This window comes from Bacteroides sp. K03, from assembly GCF_019734355.1.
Lineage (GTDB): Bacteria > Bacteroidota > Bacteroidia > Bacteroidales > Bacteroidaceae > Bacteroides > Bacteroides nordii.
Genome location: NZ_JAASHC010000003.1, coordinates 516,880 through 533,666, shown reverse-complemented (window position 1 = coordinate 533,666; position 16,787 = coordinate 516,880). Strand labels below are relative to the sequence as shown.

Below are 16,787 nucleotides of genomic sequence, written 5' to 3'. Positions count from 1 at the left end.
GAGTAGCACAGAGTTTTAAATCTTTATTGAAACGCGGATTAACGCGGATTAATGTAGATTAAAAGCCTGTAGTTCCTTATCATCTATTTGTTTCCCTTTGCGAAAATTTGCGTTTATCTGCGTTTCAATAAAGATTTAATTCAGTGTTACTCTGTGGTAAAATCTTCCATGATCTATATATTATGAAAAAGTCCTCTCTCATAGTCCTGTCACTGATCGCCACTGTAATCACGGGCGGTCTGCTCCCGGCATGTACCTCCTCTTCCGGGCAGAAGGCCGCCTCTTGTGCCATACGTATAGAGCATATCTCCGGTTTTCCGGATTATGAGCCCGGATACTCTCTGGGAGTGTCGGCATGCTATGCCGGTTTTATAAACGACGAACTAATCATTGCAGGCGGTTGTAATTTCCCTGGTATACCTGCTTCCGAGGGAGGTGAAAAACGTTTTTATAAAGGCATATATAGGGGCCTGCCCGCCAACGACTCTACATTGACATGGACCCAAATAGGTGAACTCCCCGTTGAGGCTGCCTATGGAGTAACGCTTTCACTGCCTCATAAACTAATCTTTGTAGGTGGCAATCATTCCGCAGGCGGGCTTTCTACCACCTACTCTTTGTCATTGAATGCCACAGGTGACGCTGCTATTCTTGACACATTGCCCGCGTTACCTTTTGCTTTAGATAATATGGCAGGCGCTGTTCTTGGGAATGTTCTTTATGTGTTCGGGGGTAACAAAGCAGGTGTTCCCTCTGCTTCTCTGTTCTCTTTGAGCATGGAGAATCCTGCTGAGGGCTGGAAGGAAGAGCCAGCCTTGCCCGGAGCTCCACGTGTGCAACCGGTTTGTACTGCTCAGGAGGATGCGCTCTACATTTGGGGAGGCTTTTCACCTTCCTTAGGAGAGAATCAGGAGGCCACGGTTGCTACGGATGGCTATCGGTATCTTCCGGCATCGAAAACATGGGAACCCGTATCGGCACCTGTGGTCCCGGCCACAGGCGAACTTCTTACTTTGACGGGAGGGGCCTCCATAGCCTGCTCGGACAGTCTTATTCTTTGTGTAGGCGGAGTGAACAAAGAGATTTTTCTGGATGCAATCAGCGGAAGTTATAGCCGGGTTACTAAAGAAAATTATCTGACGCAACCCGTAAGCTGGTATCGCTTTAACAACCGCTTGATGGTATATGATATCCACCGGAACGGCTGGGATGAATGGGGACAATCTTCCGGTCTGGCACGTGCCGGTGCTGCTTTGGCAGGAAGGCAACAAGAAGTCTTCGTTATAGGTGGTGAGACAAAGCCCGGCATTCGTACAGCACAAATTTGCAAGATCGTAATTGAATGAACATTAAGAAGGAATAATTTATGAAGAACAAGTGGATTTTTATTGTGCTATTGCTTGTATCTGTTGCAGGCAATGCCCAGGAGCGGAAGTACTCAACGTTTTATTATCAGCGGGCTACTTTGTTTGAAGAGTTACCCGTCACCTCGAAGGATATTATTTTTCTGGGAAACAGTATCACAAACGGAGCGGAGTGGGCCGAGTTGCTTGGCAATAAGCATGTCAAGAACAGAGGGATCAGCGGTGATGTCTGCATGGGAGTGTATGATCGCCTGGATGCGGTTCTGAAAGGGAAACCTGCGAAGATCTTTTTGCTGATCGGCATTAATGATGTAAGTCGGGGCACTCCGGCAGACACCATTGTACAGCGCATCGGCATGATTGCCTCTAAAATAAAGGCAGATTCGCCCCGAACGAAGTTATATCTGCAAAGTGTACTCCCGGTGACCGATCATTATGGACTGTTTAAGGGCCACACTTCCCGTTGGGAAGAAGTAGAGAAGATCAACAAAGGGATACTCCGGCTGGCTACGGAGAGGGGGCTTACGTATATCGACCTTTACGCTCATTTTGTCGATCCGGCAACGGGGAAAATGAATATGGATGATACGAATGACGGATTACACCTGTTGGGTAAAGGTTATCTGAAATGGGTGGAGATTGTTAAACCTTATGTTAACGGAAAATGAGAAAGATAGTACTGAGTTATTTGCTGGTTCTTTGTAGCCTGGTTGCTGTAGCGCAAACGCCGGTAAGGGTGGCTTGTGTGGGAAACAGCATTACGTATGGGGCCGGGATTGAAAACCGGGAACGGGATGCGTATCCTGCCCAACTGCAACGGATGTTGGGAGAGGGGTATGTGGTAGGAAATTTTGGTAAATCAGGGGCCACACTGCTGAATAAAGGGCATCGTCCCTATATCGGACAGAAGGAATTTCAGCGGGCATTGACCTTCGCGGGAGATGTTGTTGTGATTCATCTGGGTATCAATGATACCGATCCGCGCGACTGGCCCAATTATCGTGATTATTTCGTCAGAGACTATCTGGCGCTGATCGACTCTTTCCGTGTAGTCAATCCGAAGGTGCGTATCCTGGTGGCGCGAATGACTCCCATAACCAACCGCCACTCCCGTTTTGAGTCGGGCACGCGCGACTGGCACGAACAGATACAACATGCCATTGAAAGGGTGGCCGAGCTTGCCGGGGCACAACTGATAGACTTTCATACTCCCCTTTATCCTTATCCCTTTATGCTTCCGGATGCGGTACATCCCACTGCCGAAGGAGCAGGGATTCTGGCACAAACGGTTTGCTCGGCCATCACCGGTGATTATGGTGGCCTTCGTCTGCCGCAGGTATACAGTGATAACATGGTGTTACAGCGTGATTGTCCGTTGGAAGTGCGGGGTACTGCCAATGCCGGAGAAGAAGTAACGATAAGCATTGCCGGACAAAAGCAACGGGCTAAAACCGGATCGGACGGACAGTGGTGCGTGCGTCTGAAACCCATGCAGGCAGGAGGCCCTCATACACTTACTGTCTCTGCCGGAAAGACCCGGTTACACTTTTCCAACGTGTTGGTAGGAGAAGTATGGCTTTGTTCGGGGCAGTCCAATATGGAGTTTATGCTGAAAGAAGCCTCTACGGCCCGGATGGATATTCCTCAAAGTGGCAATAATAACATTCGTTTGCTGGATATGAAAGCCCGTTGGCGTACCAATCCTGTAGAGTGGGAGGTGTCCGTACTCGATTCTCTGAACCATTTGCAGTATTATAAAGATAGCCAATGGACGGTTTGTACGTCGGTCAGTGCTGCTGATTTTTCTGCTGTGGCATACTATTTCGGGAAGATGTTGCAGGATAGCCTGCATGTACCCGTTGGTTTGATTTGCAATGCGATTGGTGGTTCGCCCACAGAAGCATGGGTGAGCAGGCATGCATTGGAGTTTCACCTTCCTGTCATGTTTCGCAATTGGACGAAGAATGATCCGCAAAACTGGATACGCGCACGCGCTACATTGAATGTTAAGAAATCGACGAATAAGTTTCAGCGCCACCCCTATGAACCATGTTATCTGTATGAGTCCGGCATCCTCCCGTTGGATAAGTTTCCGGTGAAAGGAGTGATCTGGTATCAGGGAGAATCCAATGCTCCCGATTACGAGACGCACGAGAAGCTATTCCATCTGCTTGTAGATAGCTGGCGCAAGAATTGGGAAAATCCGGAACTTCCGTTTTACTACGTACAGCTCTCTTCCATGGACCGTCCTTCGTGGCCGTGGTTTCGCGATAGCCAGCGCAGGTTGCTGAAGGAGATACCTTATACGGGCATGGCTGTTTCGAGCGATCAGGGTGATTCGCTGGATGTACATCCTAAGAATAAGAAACCGGTGGGCGAGCGTCTGGCGCGTCAGGCATTGAACCGTACGTATGGCATGAAAGCGGTTGTACCTTCCGGACCCTTGTTCCGCAGTGCAGAGTTCCGCAAAGGGGCTGCTTATGTTTCGTTTGATTTTGCCGATGGAATGTCTTCTTCGGATGGCAAAGCGTTGCGGACTTTTGAAGTGGCAGAAACCGAAGGGCTCTTCTATCCGGCCAAAGCCGAGATCGTTGGCGACCAGATAAAAGTATATAGCAATCAGGTGAAGCATCCCCGTTATGTGCGTTATGGCTGGCAACCTTTCACCCGTGCCAATCTGGTGAATGCTCAGGGGTTGCCGGCTTCTACTTTCCGATCTTATTAAGAGCGAGCAAATACCTGCTGTATAACATCTCCGAATACCCTTTTACAGGCAACGCCTTGCCTGCATGTAGTCCACGCCTTTACTGCATGCAGGCAAGGCGTTGCCTATATGCAGCTCATATAGCGTCTTTTTGTTACTGATTTCATAGGCTCTGTTCCGTGACATTCCGGAAGCCGGAATAAAATTCATTGCTTCACGAACCCCTCTATCCTTTTTTTTGTTATAAATGTATATTGAAGATGTATATACCTTAAAAAAAGAGATAACATGAAGCAACACCACACTACACATTTGAGATTTTCTCTCCTATGCCTCTTTTCTCTGTTTCTTTTTTCGGATGTCGTGGCCCAGAAGTCCGGGCTAGTTCCGCTCGATTCTTTAATAACCGTAGGATATGCCACCGGAAGTATTAAAAATCTGTCCGGTTCCGTTGAGAAGATCACCGAGTTACAGATGAACCGGGATCAGATCACGAATCCTCTCGATGCAATCCGTGGCCGTGTGCCGGGGTTAACCATACAACGGGGAACAAACGGGCAGGCCGCCCTGGATGCCGTTCGCTTGCGGGGTACCACCTCCTTGACCAGTGGCAACGATCCGCTGATCATCGTCGACGGGGTATTTGGCGATTTGAATATGCTTGCCTCCATTTATCCCACTGACATCGAAAGTTTTACTATCCTGAAAGATGCCTCCGAAACTGCCCAGTACGGTTCTCGTGGGGCTTCCGGTGTCATAGAGGTGACTACCAAAAAGGGTATTAGCGGCAAAACCCGCGTCAGCTATAATGGTAGTTTCGGTATAACCTCCGTTTACAAGAATCTCAGCATGCTATCGGCAAACGGCTTTCGGCAGGTGGCCGGTGAGCGGGGACTTTCCATTCTGGATTTGGGAAACAATACCGATTTTCAGAAAGAAATAGAACAAACCGGATTTCAGCAGAATCATCATATCGCCTTTTATGGCGGTTCCGATGCCTCCAGCTACCGTGTCTCCCTGGGATATGTAGACCGGCAGGGGGTGATACAAAATCAGGATATGAAGAATTTTACATCCAACATGAATATGAGCCAGAACATTTTTGGCAACTTTATCCGTTGCGAGTTAGGCATGTTCGGCTCCGTGCAAAAGAACCATAACTTGTTCGATTACCAGAAGACATTTTACTCTGCGGCTACTTTCAATCCCACCTTTCCCAATCATAAGAATACGGAAACCGGTTCGTGGGATCAGATCACAAGTGCCAGCCAGATCACCAACCCGCTGGCATGGATGGAAGTGAAAGACCATGATGCTACTTCTCACATCAGCACACATGCCCGGCTGACGTTCAATCTGATGGATGATCTAAAGCTCGTCATGTTTGGTGCATACACCTACAATATTGTAGAGAACTCCCAGTATCTCCCCACATCGGTCTGGGCACACGGGCAGGCATACAAAGGGACGAAGAAGATGGAGTCTCTGCTTGGCAACCTGATGCTGAGCTATAAGAAGAACTGGCGGAAACACTTCTTTGATGTACTGGCACTTGCCGAACTTCAGAAGGAGACCTATACCGGATATTATACCACTGTCACAAATTTTAGTTCCGACCAGTTTGGATATGACAACCTTCAGGCAGGTGCAATCCGCCTTTGGGAAGGTACGAATTCTTATTATGAAGAGCCACATCTGGCTTCCTTCATGGGGCGCTTCAATTATACCTATGCCGACCGCTATATTCTTACCGTGAATGCCCGTACGGATGCTTCCTCCAAGTTCGGGAGCAATCATAAGTGGGGCTTTTTCCCTTCCGTATCCGCAGCATGGGCGGTGAGTGAAGAGGAGTTTATGAAACGTATCCCTCTGGTTGACAATCTGAAACTACGTGTAGGTTACGGATTGGCGGGAAATCAGAACGGGATAGATTCATACACCACCCTCGGTTTGGTGAGGCCCAACGGGGTAGTGCCTGTGGGCAATTCGGCAGTAGTTACCCTGGGAGAGATGCAGAATATAAACCCCGATTTGAAGTGGGAGGTGAAGCATACGTTTAATGCCGGGGCAGACTTAGGGATGTTTGGCAACCGCCTGCTACTCTCTGTCAATTACTACAACTCAAAGACCACCGATATGCTCTATCTTTATAACGTCAGTGTGCCTCCCTTTACCTACAACACGCTGCTGGCAAATATCGGTTCCATGCGTAACAGCGGTACCGAGATAGCCATTGGTATCACTCCACTCAAAACGCCGGATATGGAACTGAATATCAATGCCAATATTACCTTTCAGCGCAACAAACTACTCTCTTTGAGCGGTGTCTATAATGGCGAGAATATCTCGGCACCGGAGTATAAAAGCCTGGCAAGCCTTGACGGTGCAGGTTTTCATGGAGGATACAATCACATCGTCTATCAGATAGTGGGACAACCGCTCGGTGTTTTTTATCTTCCGCACAGCAACGGGCTTGTTTCCGATGGCGATGGCGGATATACCTATGGCATAGCCGATCTGAACGGAGGAGGCATCAGTCTTGAAGACGGTGAAGACCGCTATGTGGCAGGGCAGGCAGTGCCCAAAACTTTACTGGGGTCTAACATCAGTTTCCGTTACAAGCGTTTTGATATTTCGGTACAGATCAACGGAGCTTTCGGACACAAGGTCTACAACGGCACTTCGCTGACTTATATGAATATGAACATCTTCCCCGATTATAATGTGATGGAAGAGGCCCCCCGGCGAAATATAAAAGATCAGACCGCCACCGACTACTGGCTGGAAAAGGGAGATTACGTCAACTTCGATTATCTTACCATCGGCTGGAATGTCTCGTTAGCAAAGGCTCAGAAGTATATCCGGTCACTTCGTCTGGCATTTACGGTCAATAACCTGGCTACCATCAGCGGCTATTCCGGACTTTCTCCGATGATCAATAGTTCCACCGTCAACTCTACATTAGGAGTAGATGATAAACGTGGTTATCCGCTGGCGCGGACTTATACAGTAGGTTTGAGTATTAACTTTTAAAAAGGAGCTACGATGAAACGTTCATTTATATATATAGCATGTTTTCTGCTGTTATCACTGGCGCAACTATCCTGTGATGACTTTTTACGTGAGAAACCGAGAGACCGCATCTTTGAGGAAGAAGCATATAAAAACTTGTCCGACTTGTATCTCAATGCAGTCGCCTCATTGTACAACAATATTGGCGGATACAGTGACAGCCAGGGCTTGCAGGGCACCGGACGCGGTATCTACGATCTGAATACCTTCACTACCGATGAGGCTATAATGCCCACCCGGGGTGGCGACTGGTATGATGGTGGTTTCTGGCAGGGGCTTTATCTGCACAATTGGGGTGTCAATAATGATGCTATACAAGCCACCTGGGAATATTTGTATAAAGTGATAGGTTTAAGTAATAAATCGCTGGAAAGAATAGCGCAGTATGCCGGGACGCACAACGACAGGGAGTTAGTGGCCTATGAAGCAGAGGTGCGAGCATTACGTGCCCTGTATTACTATCATCTGGTAGATTTGTTTGGAAATGTTCCGTTGGTATTGTCTTCTTCTATGCCGGTGAAAGAAGTGAAACAGTCCACCCGACAGGAGGTTTATGATTTTGTTGTACGCGAGTTACAGCAGTCGGCTCCCGAACTGAACACTGCCCATAGCAATCTGCCCGGTACTTATTATGGACGCATTACCCGCCCCGTTGCCCATTTCCTGTTGGCTAAACTGGCTCTGAATGCAGAGGTATATACCGATAATGACTGGACGGACGGCATACGCCCGGATGGCAGAAACATCTATTTTAATGTAGGTGGCGAAGAGCTTAATGCCTGGCAGACCGTTGAGGCTTATTGTGATTCTGTCACGAAGTCCGGTTACCGGCTTGAAGAGGATTATACCACCAACTTTGCCGTATTCAACGAATCATCGGCCGAGAATATCTTTATTATACCGATGAATAAGAACCTGTACACCAACCAGATGCAATATCTTTTCCGTTCGCGTCACTACAACCATGCCAAGGCATATGGCTTGAGTGGAGAGAATGGTTCAAGTGCCACCATTGAGGTTCTGAAAACCTTTGCTTATGGCACTCCTCAGGTTGATCCCCGTTTTGACAAGTGCTACTTTGCCGGCATTGTTTATGACTTGAAAGGAAACGTCGTGAGGCTGGACGACGGTACGATACTTGAATACCTACCCTGGGAGGTGGCTTTGGATATATCCAATGAGCCTTATGAGAAGACAGCAGGAGCCCGTATGAAGAAGTACGAAGTAGATGATACGGGCACGAAAGACGGTAAACTGATGGAGAATGATATTGTGCTTTATCGCTATGCCGACGTGCTGCTGATGAAGAGTGAAGCAAAAGTCCGCAACGGAGAGAACGGTGATGAAGAGTTGAACCGGGTACGTTCCCGTGTGGCTGCTCCTTACCGGGAAGCTACCTTGAATACCCTTCTTGATGAGCGCCAACTGGAATTTGCCTGGGAAGGCTGGAGGCGACAGGATCTTGTGAGGTTTGGATTATTCACCCGTCCGTATAGCAGCCGGCCACAGTTGGCTGGCGAAGCGAGTGGGTATACTACGGTATTCCCCATACCAGATAAGGTGAGGCGTATGAATCCGAATCTGGTTCAGAATCCGGGGTATAAATAAGAGGGGGAGAGATACAAAAGAGGATGGCCAAAAGTAAAACTCACTATCGTTAAAACGCAGATTAACGCTAATTTGCGCAAAGATTAAATTAAATCTGCGATAATTAGCGTTAATCTGCGTTTATAAAGTTATGGATTGATAGCTTTCTCAGACTTTTGAGGCAATCTCTTAATCAAAGAAGCTCTTGAACTTCTTAAAGATCTTTTCCTTCACAGAAGTATTGGGCTTGAAATTATCAGAAGTATCCAGTTTTTCAAGTGTACTCTTTTCTTCTTTTGTTAATGCTTCGGGCACGTAGACACTTACATTTACCAGTAAATCTCCTGTACCATATCCATTAACACTTGGTAAGCCTTTGCCACGTAAACGAAGCACTTTACCCGGCTGTGTACCCGCATCAATCTTTACTTTTACCTTTCCGTCGATGGTAGGTATCTCAACAGCTCCTCCCAAGGCTGCTGCCGGGAAACTGAGAAGTAAGTTGTATACCAAATCATTTTCATCACGGAGCAGGCTTTCGTGTGGCTCTTCTTCAACCAGGATGAGTAAATCACCCGGTACACCGTTGTGTTTTCCGGCATTACCTTTTCCACTCATGGAGAGTTGCATGCCTTCTGCTACGCCGGCCGGAATCTTAACGGTTACCACTTCTTCTCCATATACGATACCGTCACCGCTACATTCCTTACACTTGTTCTTAATGATTTTACCTTCACCATTACAAGTGGGGCAGGTGGTGCGGGTCTGCATCGTACCCAAAATAGTCTGTTGGTTACGAATTACCGATCCGCTACCTTTACAGGTCGGACAAGTCTCAGAACCACCGTTACCTTCTGCACCCGTTCCATGACAGTGTGTACAAGGCACATACTTTTTCAGCTTGAACTTCTTTTCTACTCCGGTAGAGATTTCTTTCAGCGTCAGTTTTACTTTCACACGAAGATCAGAGCCACGATAGCGTCTCTGTTGCTGACTGCCTCCGCCTCCAAAACCACTGAAGCCTCCGAAACCGCCGCCTCCGCGACCTCCGAAGATATCGCCGAACATGGAGAAAATATCGTCCATAGACATACCTCCACCGAAGCCGCCAAACGGACCACCATTTCCGGCAGCACCACCCATACCTGCATGACCGAACTGATCATAACGGGCACGTTTGTCCTCGTTGCTCAGCACGTCATATGCTTCGGCTGCTTCTTTAAACTTTTCTTCCGCCTCCTTGTCGCCCGGGTTCTTGTCCGGGTGATACTGAATGGCTTTTTTACGATACGCTTTTTTTATTTCTTCTGCTGTTGCGGTTTTCGATACCTCCAGCACTTCATAGTAGTCTCTCTTTTCCATATATATATTTTATTCTCCAACTACCACTTTGGCGTGGCGCAGTACTTTATCGTTCAGTGTGTATCCGGTCTGTACACAATCCAGAATTTTTCCTTTCTGTTTTTCAGACGGTGCGGGAATCACTGCGATGGCTTCGTGGTAATCTGTATCCAGAGGCTTATCTTTGGTTTCGATTACTTTTACGCCATTTTGTCCTAATACAGAAATGAATTTGTTATAGATAAGTTCCACACCTTCTTTAACGGCTGCTACGTCTGTTGCTTTATCCATCATTTGGATAGCGCGTTCCAGATCGTCAACCACAGGCAGGATACTACTCAGGCTCTTTTCACCTCCATTCAAGATCAGTTCAGCTTTTTCTTTTACCGTACGTTTACGGTAATTGTCGAATTCGGCAGAGAGGCGCAGATATTTATCTTTCTGATCTTCAATGGTTGCATCAGCTTCTTTCAACTGCTTTTCCAGCTCTTCTTCTTTGGTCAGGGGAGCTGCTTCCTCCGTATTTTCTGTATCCTGCAACTGTTCGTCTGCAAGGTTTTCAGCGTTCAACTCTTGTTCTTTAGCTGTTTCTTTTTCTTTAGGATTCATATCTTTATCTTTTTTGTTCTTAATAAATGGATTCAATTTCATGTCAATAGGACGTTACAATGTAACTGCCTCCCAGCAAAAACTCTGCCAATCTGCTAAACATGTCAAAAAACGCTGCAAAGGTAATGCTTTTCTGTCAGATTGACACATGTTGCATAGCATGTAATTCATTAAAAATGTCTATCTTTGCAACCTGTTTGTGAATTACAGACATTTCAATCGTAAATTGTAAATAGTTAAAATCGTAAATATAAAAGATGATTACAGTTTCAAACGTTTCGGTACAGTTTGGTAAAAGAGTATTGTTTAATGATGTAAATTTGAAGTTTACAAGTGGGAATTGTTATGGTATTATTGGTGCCAATGGTGCAGGTAAGTCCACTTTCCTTCGCACAATTTATGGCGATCTTGATCCGACTACCGGAAATATAACATTAGGTCCGGGCGAACGTCTGTCAGTGTTGAGCCAGGACCACTTTAAGTGGGATGCTTTCACGGTAATGGATACTGTGATGATGGGACATACTGTGTTGTGGGACATCATGAAGCAACGTGAAGAGTTGTATGCCAAGGAAGACTTTACCGATGAAGACGGGTTGAAGGTTTCCGAACTGGAAGAGAAATTTGCTGAGCTTGACGGCTGGAATGCCGAGAGTGATGCTGCCATGTTGCTCAGTGGCCTGGGAGTTAAAGAAAACAAACATTATGTGTTGATGGGTGAGCTGAGTGGTAAAGAGAAGGTACGTGTGATGTTGGCGCAAGCACTTTACGGTAATCCGGACAACTTGCTACTGGACGAGCCTACCAATGACCTCGATATGGAGACAGTGACATGGCTTGAAGAATATCTGTCAAACTTTGAACATACCGTATTGGTGGTGAGTCATGACCGTCACTTCCTTGACTCAGTATGTACACACACGGTTGATATCGACTACGGAAAAATCAATATGTTTGCCGGTAACTATAGTTTCTGGTATGAATCCAGTCAGTTGGCTCTCCGTCAGCAACAGAACCAGAAAGCAAAGGCTGAGGAGAAGAAGAAAGAACTGGAAGAATTTATCCGCCGGTTTAGCGCCAATGTAGCTAAGAGCAAGCAGACTACCAGCCGTAAAAAGATGTTGGAGAAACTGAATGTAGAAGAGATTAAACCTTCTTCACGTAAGTATCCGGGTATCATCTTCACACCCGAACGTGAACCGGGCAATCAGATTCTTGAGGTTTCAGGTTTGAGTAAGAAGACCGAAGAGGGCGTAGTGCTGTTCAATGACGTGAACTTTAACGTTGAGAAGGGAGATAAGATCGTATTTATCTCACGTAATCCACGTGCTATGACGGCTTTCTTTGAAATAATCAATGGTAATATGAAGCCGGATGCCGGACACTTCAATTGGGGAGTGACGATTACTACCGCTTATTTGCCGTTGGATAATACGGATTTCTTTAACACTGACCTCAATCTGGTAGATTGGCTGGGGCAGTATGGTGAAGGGAATGAAGTATATATGAAAGGATTCCTGGGACGTATGCTTTTTTCTGGAGAAGAAGTTTTGAAAAAGGTAAGTGTACTTTCGGGTGGTGAAAAGATGCGTTGTATGATTGCGCGTATGCAGCTTCGCAATGCAAACTGTCTGATCTTAGATACGCCGACTAATCACCTCGATCTGGAATCGATTCAGGCATTCAACAACAACCTGAAAACATATAAAGGTAATATCCTGTTCTCTTCACATGACCACGAATTTATTCAGACTGTGGCAAATCGTGTGATCGAACTGACTCCGAACGGCATCATTGACAAGATGATGGAATATGATGAATATATTACTTCCGATCATATTAAAGAGTTGAGAGCTAAGATGTACGGCGATAAATAAAAAAAGATCCTTTTTATATTAGATGCAGGCAGTATAGGAGTTTATTTCTATACTGCCTTTTTTCATAATCATACCTTTCCTAAATTCTCGTTAATTCCCTCTTCTGTTTGCGAACTTTTCACAGAGGAGATACGTTCCTTGTATAAACAATACAAAAAGAGAATATTATGAATTTTATCTGGTATATTCTGATAGGAATTATTGCCGGCTATGTGGCTGGTAAAATAACAAGAGGAGGTGGCTTTGGGCTGCTGGTCAATCTTGTTTTAGGAATTATTGGCGGTGTACTCGGGGGCTGGGTCTTTGCTTTACTTGGATTGGCGGCAACGGGTATTATCGGTAGTTTGATAACTTCTGTTGTAGGTGCTGTTCTGTTTCTGTGGATTGCATCTTTGTTTAGTCATTCGCGACAGTAAGTTACCTTTGCAATGTATTTATTTTATTAACTAACATAAAATTATTTGATTATGGAATGTGGAAATGCTAAATTTCTGGTAGGTCTTGGATTAGGTTCTGCCATTGGTGCGTTGGTTTATCACTTTTCGCGCACAGCGAAAGCTAAGAAACTGAAAAATGATGTGTTTAATGCCCTTCATGAGATTGAGGCAGATGCCGAAGCTGCAATGGAAGATGCAAAAGTAAAAGCTGTGAAAACAGGTGCTAAGGTTGCAGGTAAAGTAGCGGATAAGGCCAATGAGGTAAAGGAAAAACTAAGTGAGGTAGGCCAATAAGCCTACCTTTTTATATATATGTTCTCCCCGGACACTGTTTTGTTCGGGGATTTTTTTTGTATATAAAAAACAAAATCCTGGCGAAATCACTTCGACAGGACACTGTTTCATTTTACTTAAATGTGGCTACGTAATAAAATTATGACTAATTAATTAAATTCTGATACTGCAAAGATAGGGTGTTTACCCCATAGCCACAATCCCTTAAATAAGGTATATTACGTAGTATTTCTCACTATATATAGTTACTTGACCTCTTTTTTCCATTCTTTGCTTGCCGGATCATAGCGTTTGATGATACGTGCAGGGCTTCCGGCACATATTGTATAAGCCGGAACAGAACGGCTTACAACGCTCCCGGCAGCTACAACACAATGTTTTCCAAGTGTCACTCCGGGTAGAATGACTGCATTGGCACCTACCCACACGTCGTCTTCTATTGTCACAGGGGCAGTACTTACTCCTTGTTCATCAATCGGCTTTTCGGCATTCGCATAATTGTGGTTTAATCCGGTTACAGTCACATTCTGTGCCAGGTTTACATGATTGCCTATCTGTACAGGACCTATGATCGTATTTCCTAATCCCACGCGGGTATAATCTCCGATAATCAAATCTCCCACGGCATTGTTGAGACACGAGAAATCTTCCACAACTGAGTATTTGCCGAGTGAAAAGCTACGGAACGGTGGAAGATCTTTGCGTACGCTACGATAAATAACCGAACCTTTCCCCCGTTTCAAATATGCAAAATAAAACAGACGTATCCACCAGTTGGGGCGTGTTTTTACCGGATGCATAATGAATCTGTGTACGGCATGTTTTAAGCCCGGGTGTTGCTTAATGTTATGTTTTAGCTTTCTGATGTCCATATATGTTTGTTGGGTTTGGGAGGTTACTTCTTTTTCTTCTTCTCTACCAGATAATCGGGGATAGCCAGGCAGAGAGTAAATAACAGGGCGAACAACAGGAACCACCAACTCAAAGAAGCTCTCCAGTCATAACAGGTAGCTATGATGCACCAGATGCTGCTGACAAGAAGAAGGATTCCCCATGAAGGCAAAAGCTGTCGGAATAATTTGTCTGCATAATCCCAGTTACCTTCCATTAGTACTACAGGAAGCTTTGAAACGGCCTTTTGCTTTGACATAGAATAGGGGCGGGGACGAGGAGTGTTACTATATACATGGATGTGGTCCATATATTCTATATAGATGTTCTGTTGTAATAATCTGCTTTCCAGATTGCTCTTCGGACTTCTCAGGTTTTGTTTCAGCCATTTGAAGTCTATGGCAATGTCCGTTTTTTCGAGTGCCGAAGAAAGTCCTGCCTGGACATGTCCTTGCCTGAATATTGAATTTCGGATTTCTTCACAAATTGCTTTCCAGCGGATTTTTCGGGTAGGACGGCATTCAATGACGTGGTGTAGTTGCATGGCCATTGTTCCCGATCCGTATGCATTATTGATTTCTTTCAGCAGGCACGGAGATACGTTGGTTGTTTCTCCCAAAATGATAGCTATGTCGTATAGCGACTCATCCAGTTCTTTTACACTCTGATACAGATTTTCGTAAGTGAGCAGGGTGTATAACTCTTCCGGATACTTTTGTTTACAGATTTCTGTTCCCGGAGGAACCAGAAGTATTAAACGATGCATATTTCCGGCAGCCGGATATTTCTCTGATCTTCTGAATAATGCTGCTAAAGCAAAAATAAACAGATAGATAGCAGCTATCGCTATGCAGAGAAAGAGTATACTGTCTGCTGTATAGAAAAGAGTGTTTGCCATATAAGCTGTATATATTATACGTTTTCTTTTTGTATAAATGCAGTAACAGTTTTCAGGATAATTCTCATGTCTATCCAAAAAGAGAATGTTTTGGCATATTTAATATCCAACTGTTTACGCTCATCTGCCGACATCTTTCCTGAGTCTCCCCGCTTTTCTACCTGCCAAAGTCCCGTCAATCCGGCCGGAGCCATAAAGCGGTCAATATATTCATCGCTGGTCAGTAGCTCTGCTTCGTATAAGGGCAAAGGGCGGTTACCTACTATTGACATGTCTCCTTTCAATATATTGATAAGCTGAGGTAATTCGTCAATACTGTATTTACGAATAAAACGTCCTACTCGTGTGATACGCGGATCGTTTTCGAGTTTGACAAATGCATTCTCCTGTTCGTGGCTTCTTTTGTTGATATACGCTTCTTCTGAAATGACAAAATCATCAGAGATTAGTACTATCCCGTCTTCATTTTCGCTAAGCTCGGGCATTTCTCCCCAGATGATATCTTCGGATGCCTCTTCTTCGGCTTGATATTGATTCAGAGAGTTGAAGTCCTTCAGATGTTTATCAGCATTCGTATACATAGAACGAAATTTCAGGAAATCAAATATTTCATAGTTGCTTCCTACGCGTTTTGATTTATAGATAATGGTTCCTTTGCTCTCCAGGCGGATAGCTATCGCGGTAATAATGAGTAAGGGAGACAAGCCCAGCAGCGCAGTACCCGAAAAAAGTATATCAAAACATCTTTTCCAGAGAGGAAGCCTGAATGTTTGTATATTCTCTCCTCTTTTTTGCAGGTCTTTTATCTTTTGTTGCTTTCTGCGTTTCTGAAAGCTTATCAGGCTGTCTATTGCATCCTGAGGGCTTTCAAACGGTATGGTATTGTTGATACCGGCTTTCAGATATTGCAGACTTTCTTGTTGTGTAAGTGAATCCATCACTAAAACCATATAGATGCCGGGATACTTTTTCCGCAAAGACTCAATATCTTTGATATCTGTCTGCATATTAGTCTGTTCGTATAATATGATTATATCAAACTTCTCCCGTATCTTATCTATTATTTTGATAGCCTTATCGCATGTAGCTACATTATAAAATTCCTCTTTGAGGAGTTTGGAAAAGCCTTTAATTGTCTTTTCGTATCTTCCAATATAGATAAGATGTAGCATAAAAGGCTTAGTCTATGATTTTTTTAATACGGATTTTGAGTTCAAGAGGATTGAACGGTTTTAGGATGTAATCGGCTGCTCCCTCTTCCAGAAGCCTGATTCTCTCTGTTGTGCTCTCTTCACTTGAAAGCATAATAATAGGTATGGATTTGAATAATTCGTTACGTTTCATGTAAAGCAAGAACTCATCTCCCATCATTTCAGGCATACGTATGTCCGAGATAATAAGATCAGGGACGTTCCCTTCATTCAGCCATTCAATGGCTTTAATAGGATTTTCATGATAGGTGAAATCGTAATCTTTTCCCAAATAAATGGAAACTACTTTTGCGATGGATGCCTTGTCATCAATGAGCAATATTTTTTTTCTCATGTCTATAATAAAACTTTTTACTTTGCTTGCTTTGTTGATACGCGATTGATGCCTTTCTTGTCTCAAACCGTGCAAATATATATAATATTTTTATAACTGTGTTCTTTTACGATAAAGTTATTTTCTGTTTTCAAATAAAGTCTGTTTCCCGTGTAAAATAAAAGCCGG

General features: G+C 44.8%; 14 protein-coding genes. 8 read left to right on the top strand and 6 right to left on the bottom strand.

Going from position 1 to position 16,787, the window contains the following annotated elements; all coding sequences use genetic code 11:
• Window positions 1–182 precede the first annotated feature (182 nt).
• From HCG69_RS04625 to HCG69_RS04605, 5 genes are all read left to right on the top strand, one after another.
• The gene (locus HCG69_RS04625; protein ID WP_255585421.1) at window positions 183–1,346 is read left to right on the top strand and encodes a cyclically-permuted mutarotase family protein; all 1,164 of its coding nucleotides are present in this window, start codon (window positions 183–185) and stop codon (window positions 1,344–1,346) included.
• A 20-nt stretch (window positions 1,347–1,366) separates the two neighbouring features.
• Window positions 1,367–2,032, top strand: a complete 666-nt coding sequence (locus HCG69_RS04620; RefSeq protein ID WP_221649046.1) for an SGNH/GDSL hydrolase family protein — start codon at window positions 1,367–1,369, stop codon at window positions 2,030–2,032.
• The gene (locus HCG69_RS04615) at window positions 2,029–4,089 is read left to right on the top strand and encodes a GDSL-type esterase/lipase family protein (RefSeq protein WP_221649045.1); all 2,061 of its coding nucleotides are present in this window, start codon (window positions 2,029–2,031) and stop codon (window positions 4,087–4,089) included. Before HCG69_RS04620 ends, HCG69_RS04615 begins: the two co-directional genes overlap by 4 nt.
• A gap of 267 nt (window positions 4,090–4,356) precedes the next feature.
• Window positions 4,357–7,101, top strand: a complete 2,745-nt coding sequence (locus HCG69_RS04610) for a SusC/RagA family TonB-linked outer membrane protein (protein WP_221649044.1) — start codon at window positions 4,357–4,359, stop codon at window positions 7,099–7,101.
• Between the two features lie 12 nt (window positions 7,102–7,113).
• Entirely contained in the window at window positions 7,114–8,748 is a 1,635-nt protein-coding gene (locus HCG69_RS04605) for a RagB/SusD family nutrient uptake outer membrane protein (RefSeq protein WP_221649043.1), read from the top strand.
• Window positions 8,749–8,916: 168 nt separating this feature from the next.
• On the opposite strand, the gene dnaJ is transcribed toward HCG69_RS04605, so the two are convergent.
• On the bottom strand, window positions 8,917–10,089 hold the full coding sequence (gene dnaJ, locus HCG69_RS04600; protein WP_221649042.1) for a molecular chaperone DnaJ: 1,173 nt from the start codon (window positions 10,087–10,089) through the stop codon (window positions 8,917–8,919).
• 9 nt (window positions 10,090–10,098) lie between these two features.
• Window positions 10,099–10,677: a nucleotide exchange factor GrpE gene (locus tag HCG69_RS04595; RefSeq protein WP_085929647.1), complete on the bottom strand. Its 579-nt coding sequence runs from the start codon at window positions 10,675–10,677 to the stop codon at window positions 10,099–10,101.
• A 257-nt stretch (window positions 10,678–10,934) separates the two neighbouring features.
• On the opposite strand from HCG69_RS04595, the gene HCG69_RS04590 reads away from it, so the two are divergent.
• The 3 genes from HCG69_RS04590 (at window position 10,935) to HCG69_RS04580 (ending at window position 13,285) form a co-directional block, all read left to right on the top strand.
• Complete coding sequence (locus HCG69_RS04590) at window positions 10,935–12,554, top strand: ABC-F family ATP-binding cassette domain-containing protein (RefSeq protein WP_221649041.1); 1,620 nt, start codon at window positions 10,935–10,937, stop codon at window positions 12,552–12,554.
• Window positions 12,555–12,721: 167 nt separating this feature from the next.
• On the top strand, window positions 12,722–12,970 hold the full coding sequence (locus tag HCG69_RS04585) for a GlsB/YeaQ/YmgE family stress response membrane protein (protein ID WP_002560852.1): 249 nt from the start codon (window positions 12,722–12,724) through the stop codon (window positions 12,968–12,970).
• A gap of 51 nt (window positions 12,971–13,021) precedes the next feature.
• On the top strand, window positions 13,022–13,285 hold the full coding sequence (locus HCG69_RS04580; protein ID WP_221649040.1) for a YtxH domain-containing protein: 264 nt from the start codon (window positions 13,022–13,024) through the stop codon (window positions 13,283–13,285).
• A 245-nt stretch (window positions 13,286–13,530) separates the two neighbouring features.
• Here the strand turns inward: HCG69_RS04580 and HCG69_RS04575 are convergent, their stop codons facing one another.
• Genes HCG69_RS04575 through HCG69_RS04560 form a run of 4 tightly spaced genes read right to left on the bottom strand, consistent with a single transcriptional unit; the run spans window position 13,531 to window position 16,619 of the window.
• Window positions 13,531–14,157, bottom strand: coding sequence for a DapH/DapD/GlmU-related protein (locus HCG69_RS04575; RefSeq protein WP_221649039.1), 627 nt, complete (start codon window positions 14,155–14,157; stop codon window positions 13,531–13,533).
• 23 nt (window positions 14,158–14,180) lie between these two features.
• Entirely contained in the window at window positions 14,181–15,074 is an 894-nt protein-coding gene (locus HCG69_RS04570; RefSeq protein WP_221649038.1) for a hypothetical protein, read from the bottom strand.
• 14 nt (window positions 15,075–15,088) lie between these two features.
• Complete coding sequence (locus tag HCG69_RS04565; protein ID WP_221649037.1) at window positions 15,089–16,246, bottom strand: sugar transferase; 1,158 nt, start codon at window positions 16,244–16,246, stop codon at window positions 15,089–15,091.
• Between the two features lie 7 nt (window positions 16,247–16,253).
• Window positions 16,254–16,619 carry a PleD family two-component system response regulator gene (locus HCG69_RS04560; protein WP_221649036.1) on the bottom strand — a complete coding sequence of 122 codons (366 nt, stop codon included), beginning with the start codon at window positions 16,617–16,619 and terminating at the stop codon, window positions 16,254–16,256.
• Between the last annotated feature and the right edge of the window lie 168 nt (window positions 16,620–16,787).

Excerpts from the sequence above, each read along its gene's own strand:
- dnaJ (WP_221649042.1), bottom strand. The coding sequence starts at position 10,089 with ATGGAAAAGAGAGACTACTATGAAGTGCTGGAGGTATCGAAAACCGCA.
- HCG69_RS04590 (WP_221649041.1), top strand. The coding sequence starts at position 10,935 with ATGATTACAGTTTCAAACGTTTCGGTACAGTTTGGTAAAAGAGTATTG.
- HCG69_RS04625 (WP_255585421.1), top strand. The coding sequence starts at position 183 with ATGAAAAAGTCCTCTCTCATAGTCCTGTCACTGATCGCCACTGTAATC.
- HCG69_RS04570 (WP_221649038.1), bottom strand. The coding sequence starts at position 15,074 with ATGGCAAACACTCTTTTCTATACAGCAGACAGTATACTCTTTCTCTGC.
- HCG69_RS04595 (WP_085929647.1), bottom strand. The coding sequence starts at position 10,677 with ATGAATCCTAAAGAAAAAGAAACAGCTAAAGAACAAGAGTTGAACGCT.
- HCG69_RS04565 (WP_221649037.1), bottom strand. The coding sequence starts at position 16,246 with ATGCTACATCTTATCTATATTGGAAGATACGAAAAGACAATTAAAGGC.
- HCG69_RS04605 (WP_221649043.1), top strand. The coding sequence starts at position 7,114 with ATGAAACGTTCATTTATATATATAGCATGTTTTCTGCTGTTATCACTG.
- HCG69_RS04560 (WP_221649036.1), bottom strand. The coding sequence starts at position 16,619 with ATGAGAAAAAAAATATTGCTCATTGATGACAAGGCATCCATCGCAAAA.
- HCG69_RS04575 (WP_221649039.1), bottom strand. The coding sequence starts at position 14,157 with ATGGACATCAGAAAGCTAAAACATAACATTAAGCAACACCCGGGCTTA.
- HCG69_RS04585 (WP_002560852.1), top strand. The coding sequence starts at position 12,722 with ATGAATTTTATCTGGTATATTCTGATAGGAATTATTGCCGGCTATGTG.
- HCG69_RS04610 (WP_221649044.1), top strand. The coding sequence starts at position 4,357 with ATGAAGCAACACCACACTACACATTTGAGATTTTCTCTCCTATGCCTC.
- HCG69_RS04615 (WP_221649045.1), top strand. The coding sequence starts at position 2,029 with ATGAGAAAGATAGTACTGAGTTATTTGCTGGTTCTTTGTAGCCTGGTT.
- HCG69_RS04580 (WP_221649040.1), top strand. The coding sequence starts at position 13,022 with ATGGAATGTGGAAATGCTAAATTTCTGGTAGGTCTTGGATTAGGTTCT.
- HCG69_RS04620 (WP_221649046.1), top strand. The coding sequence starts at position 1,367 with ATGAAGAACAAGTGGATTTTTATTGTGCTATTGCTTGTATCTGTTGCA.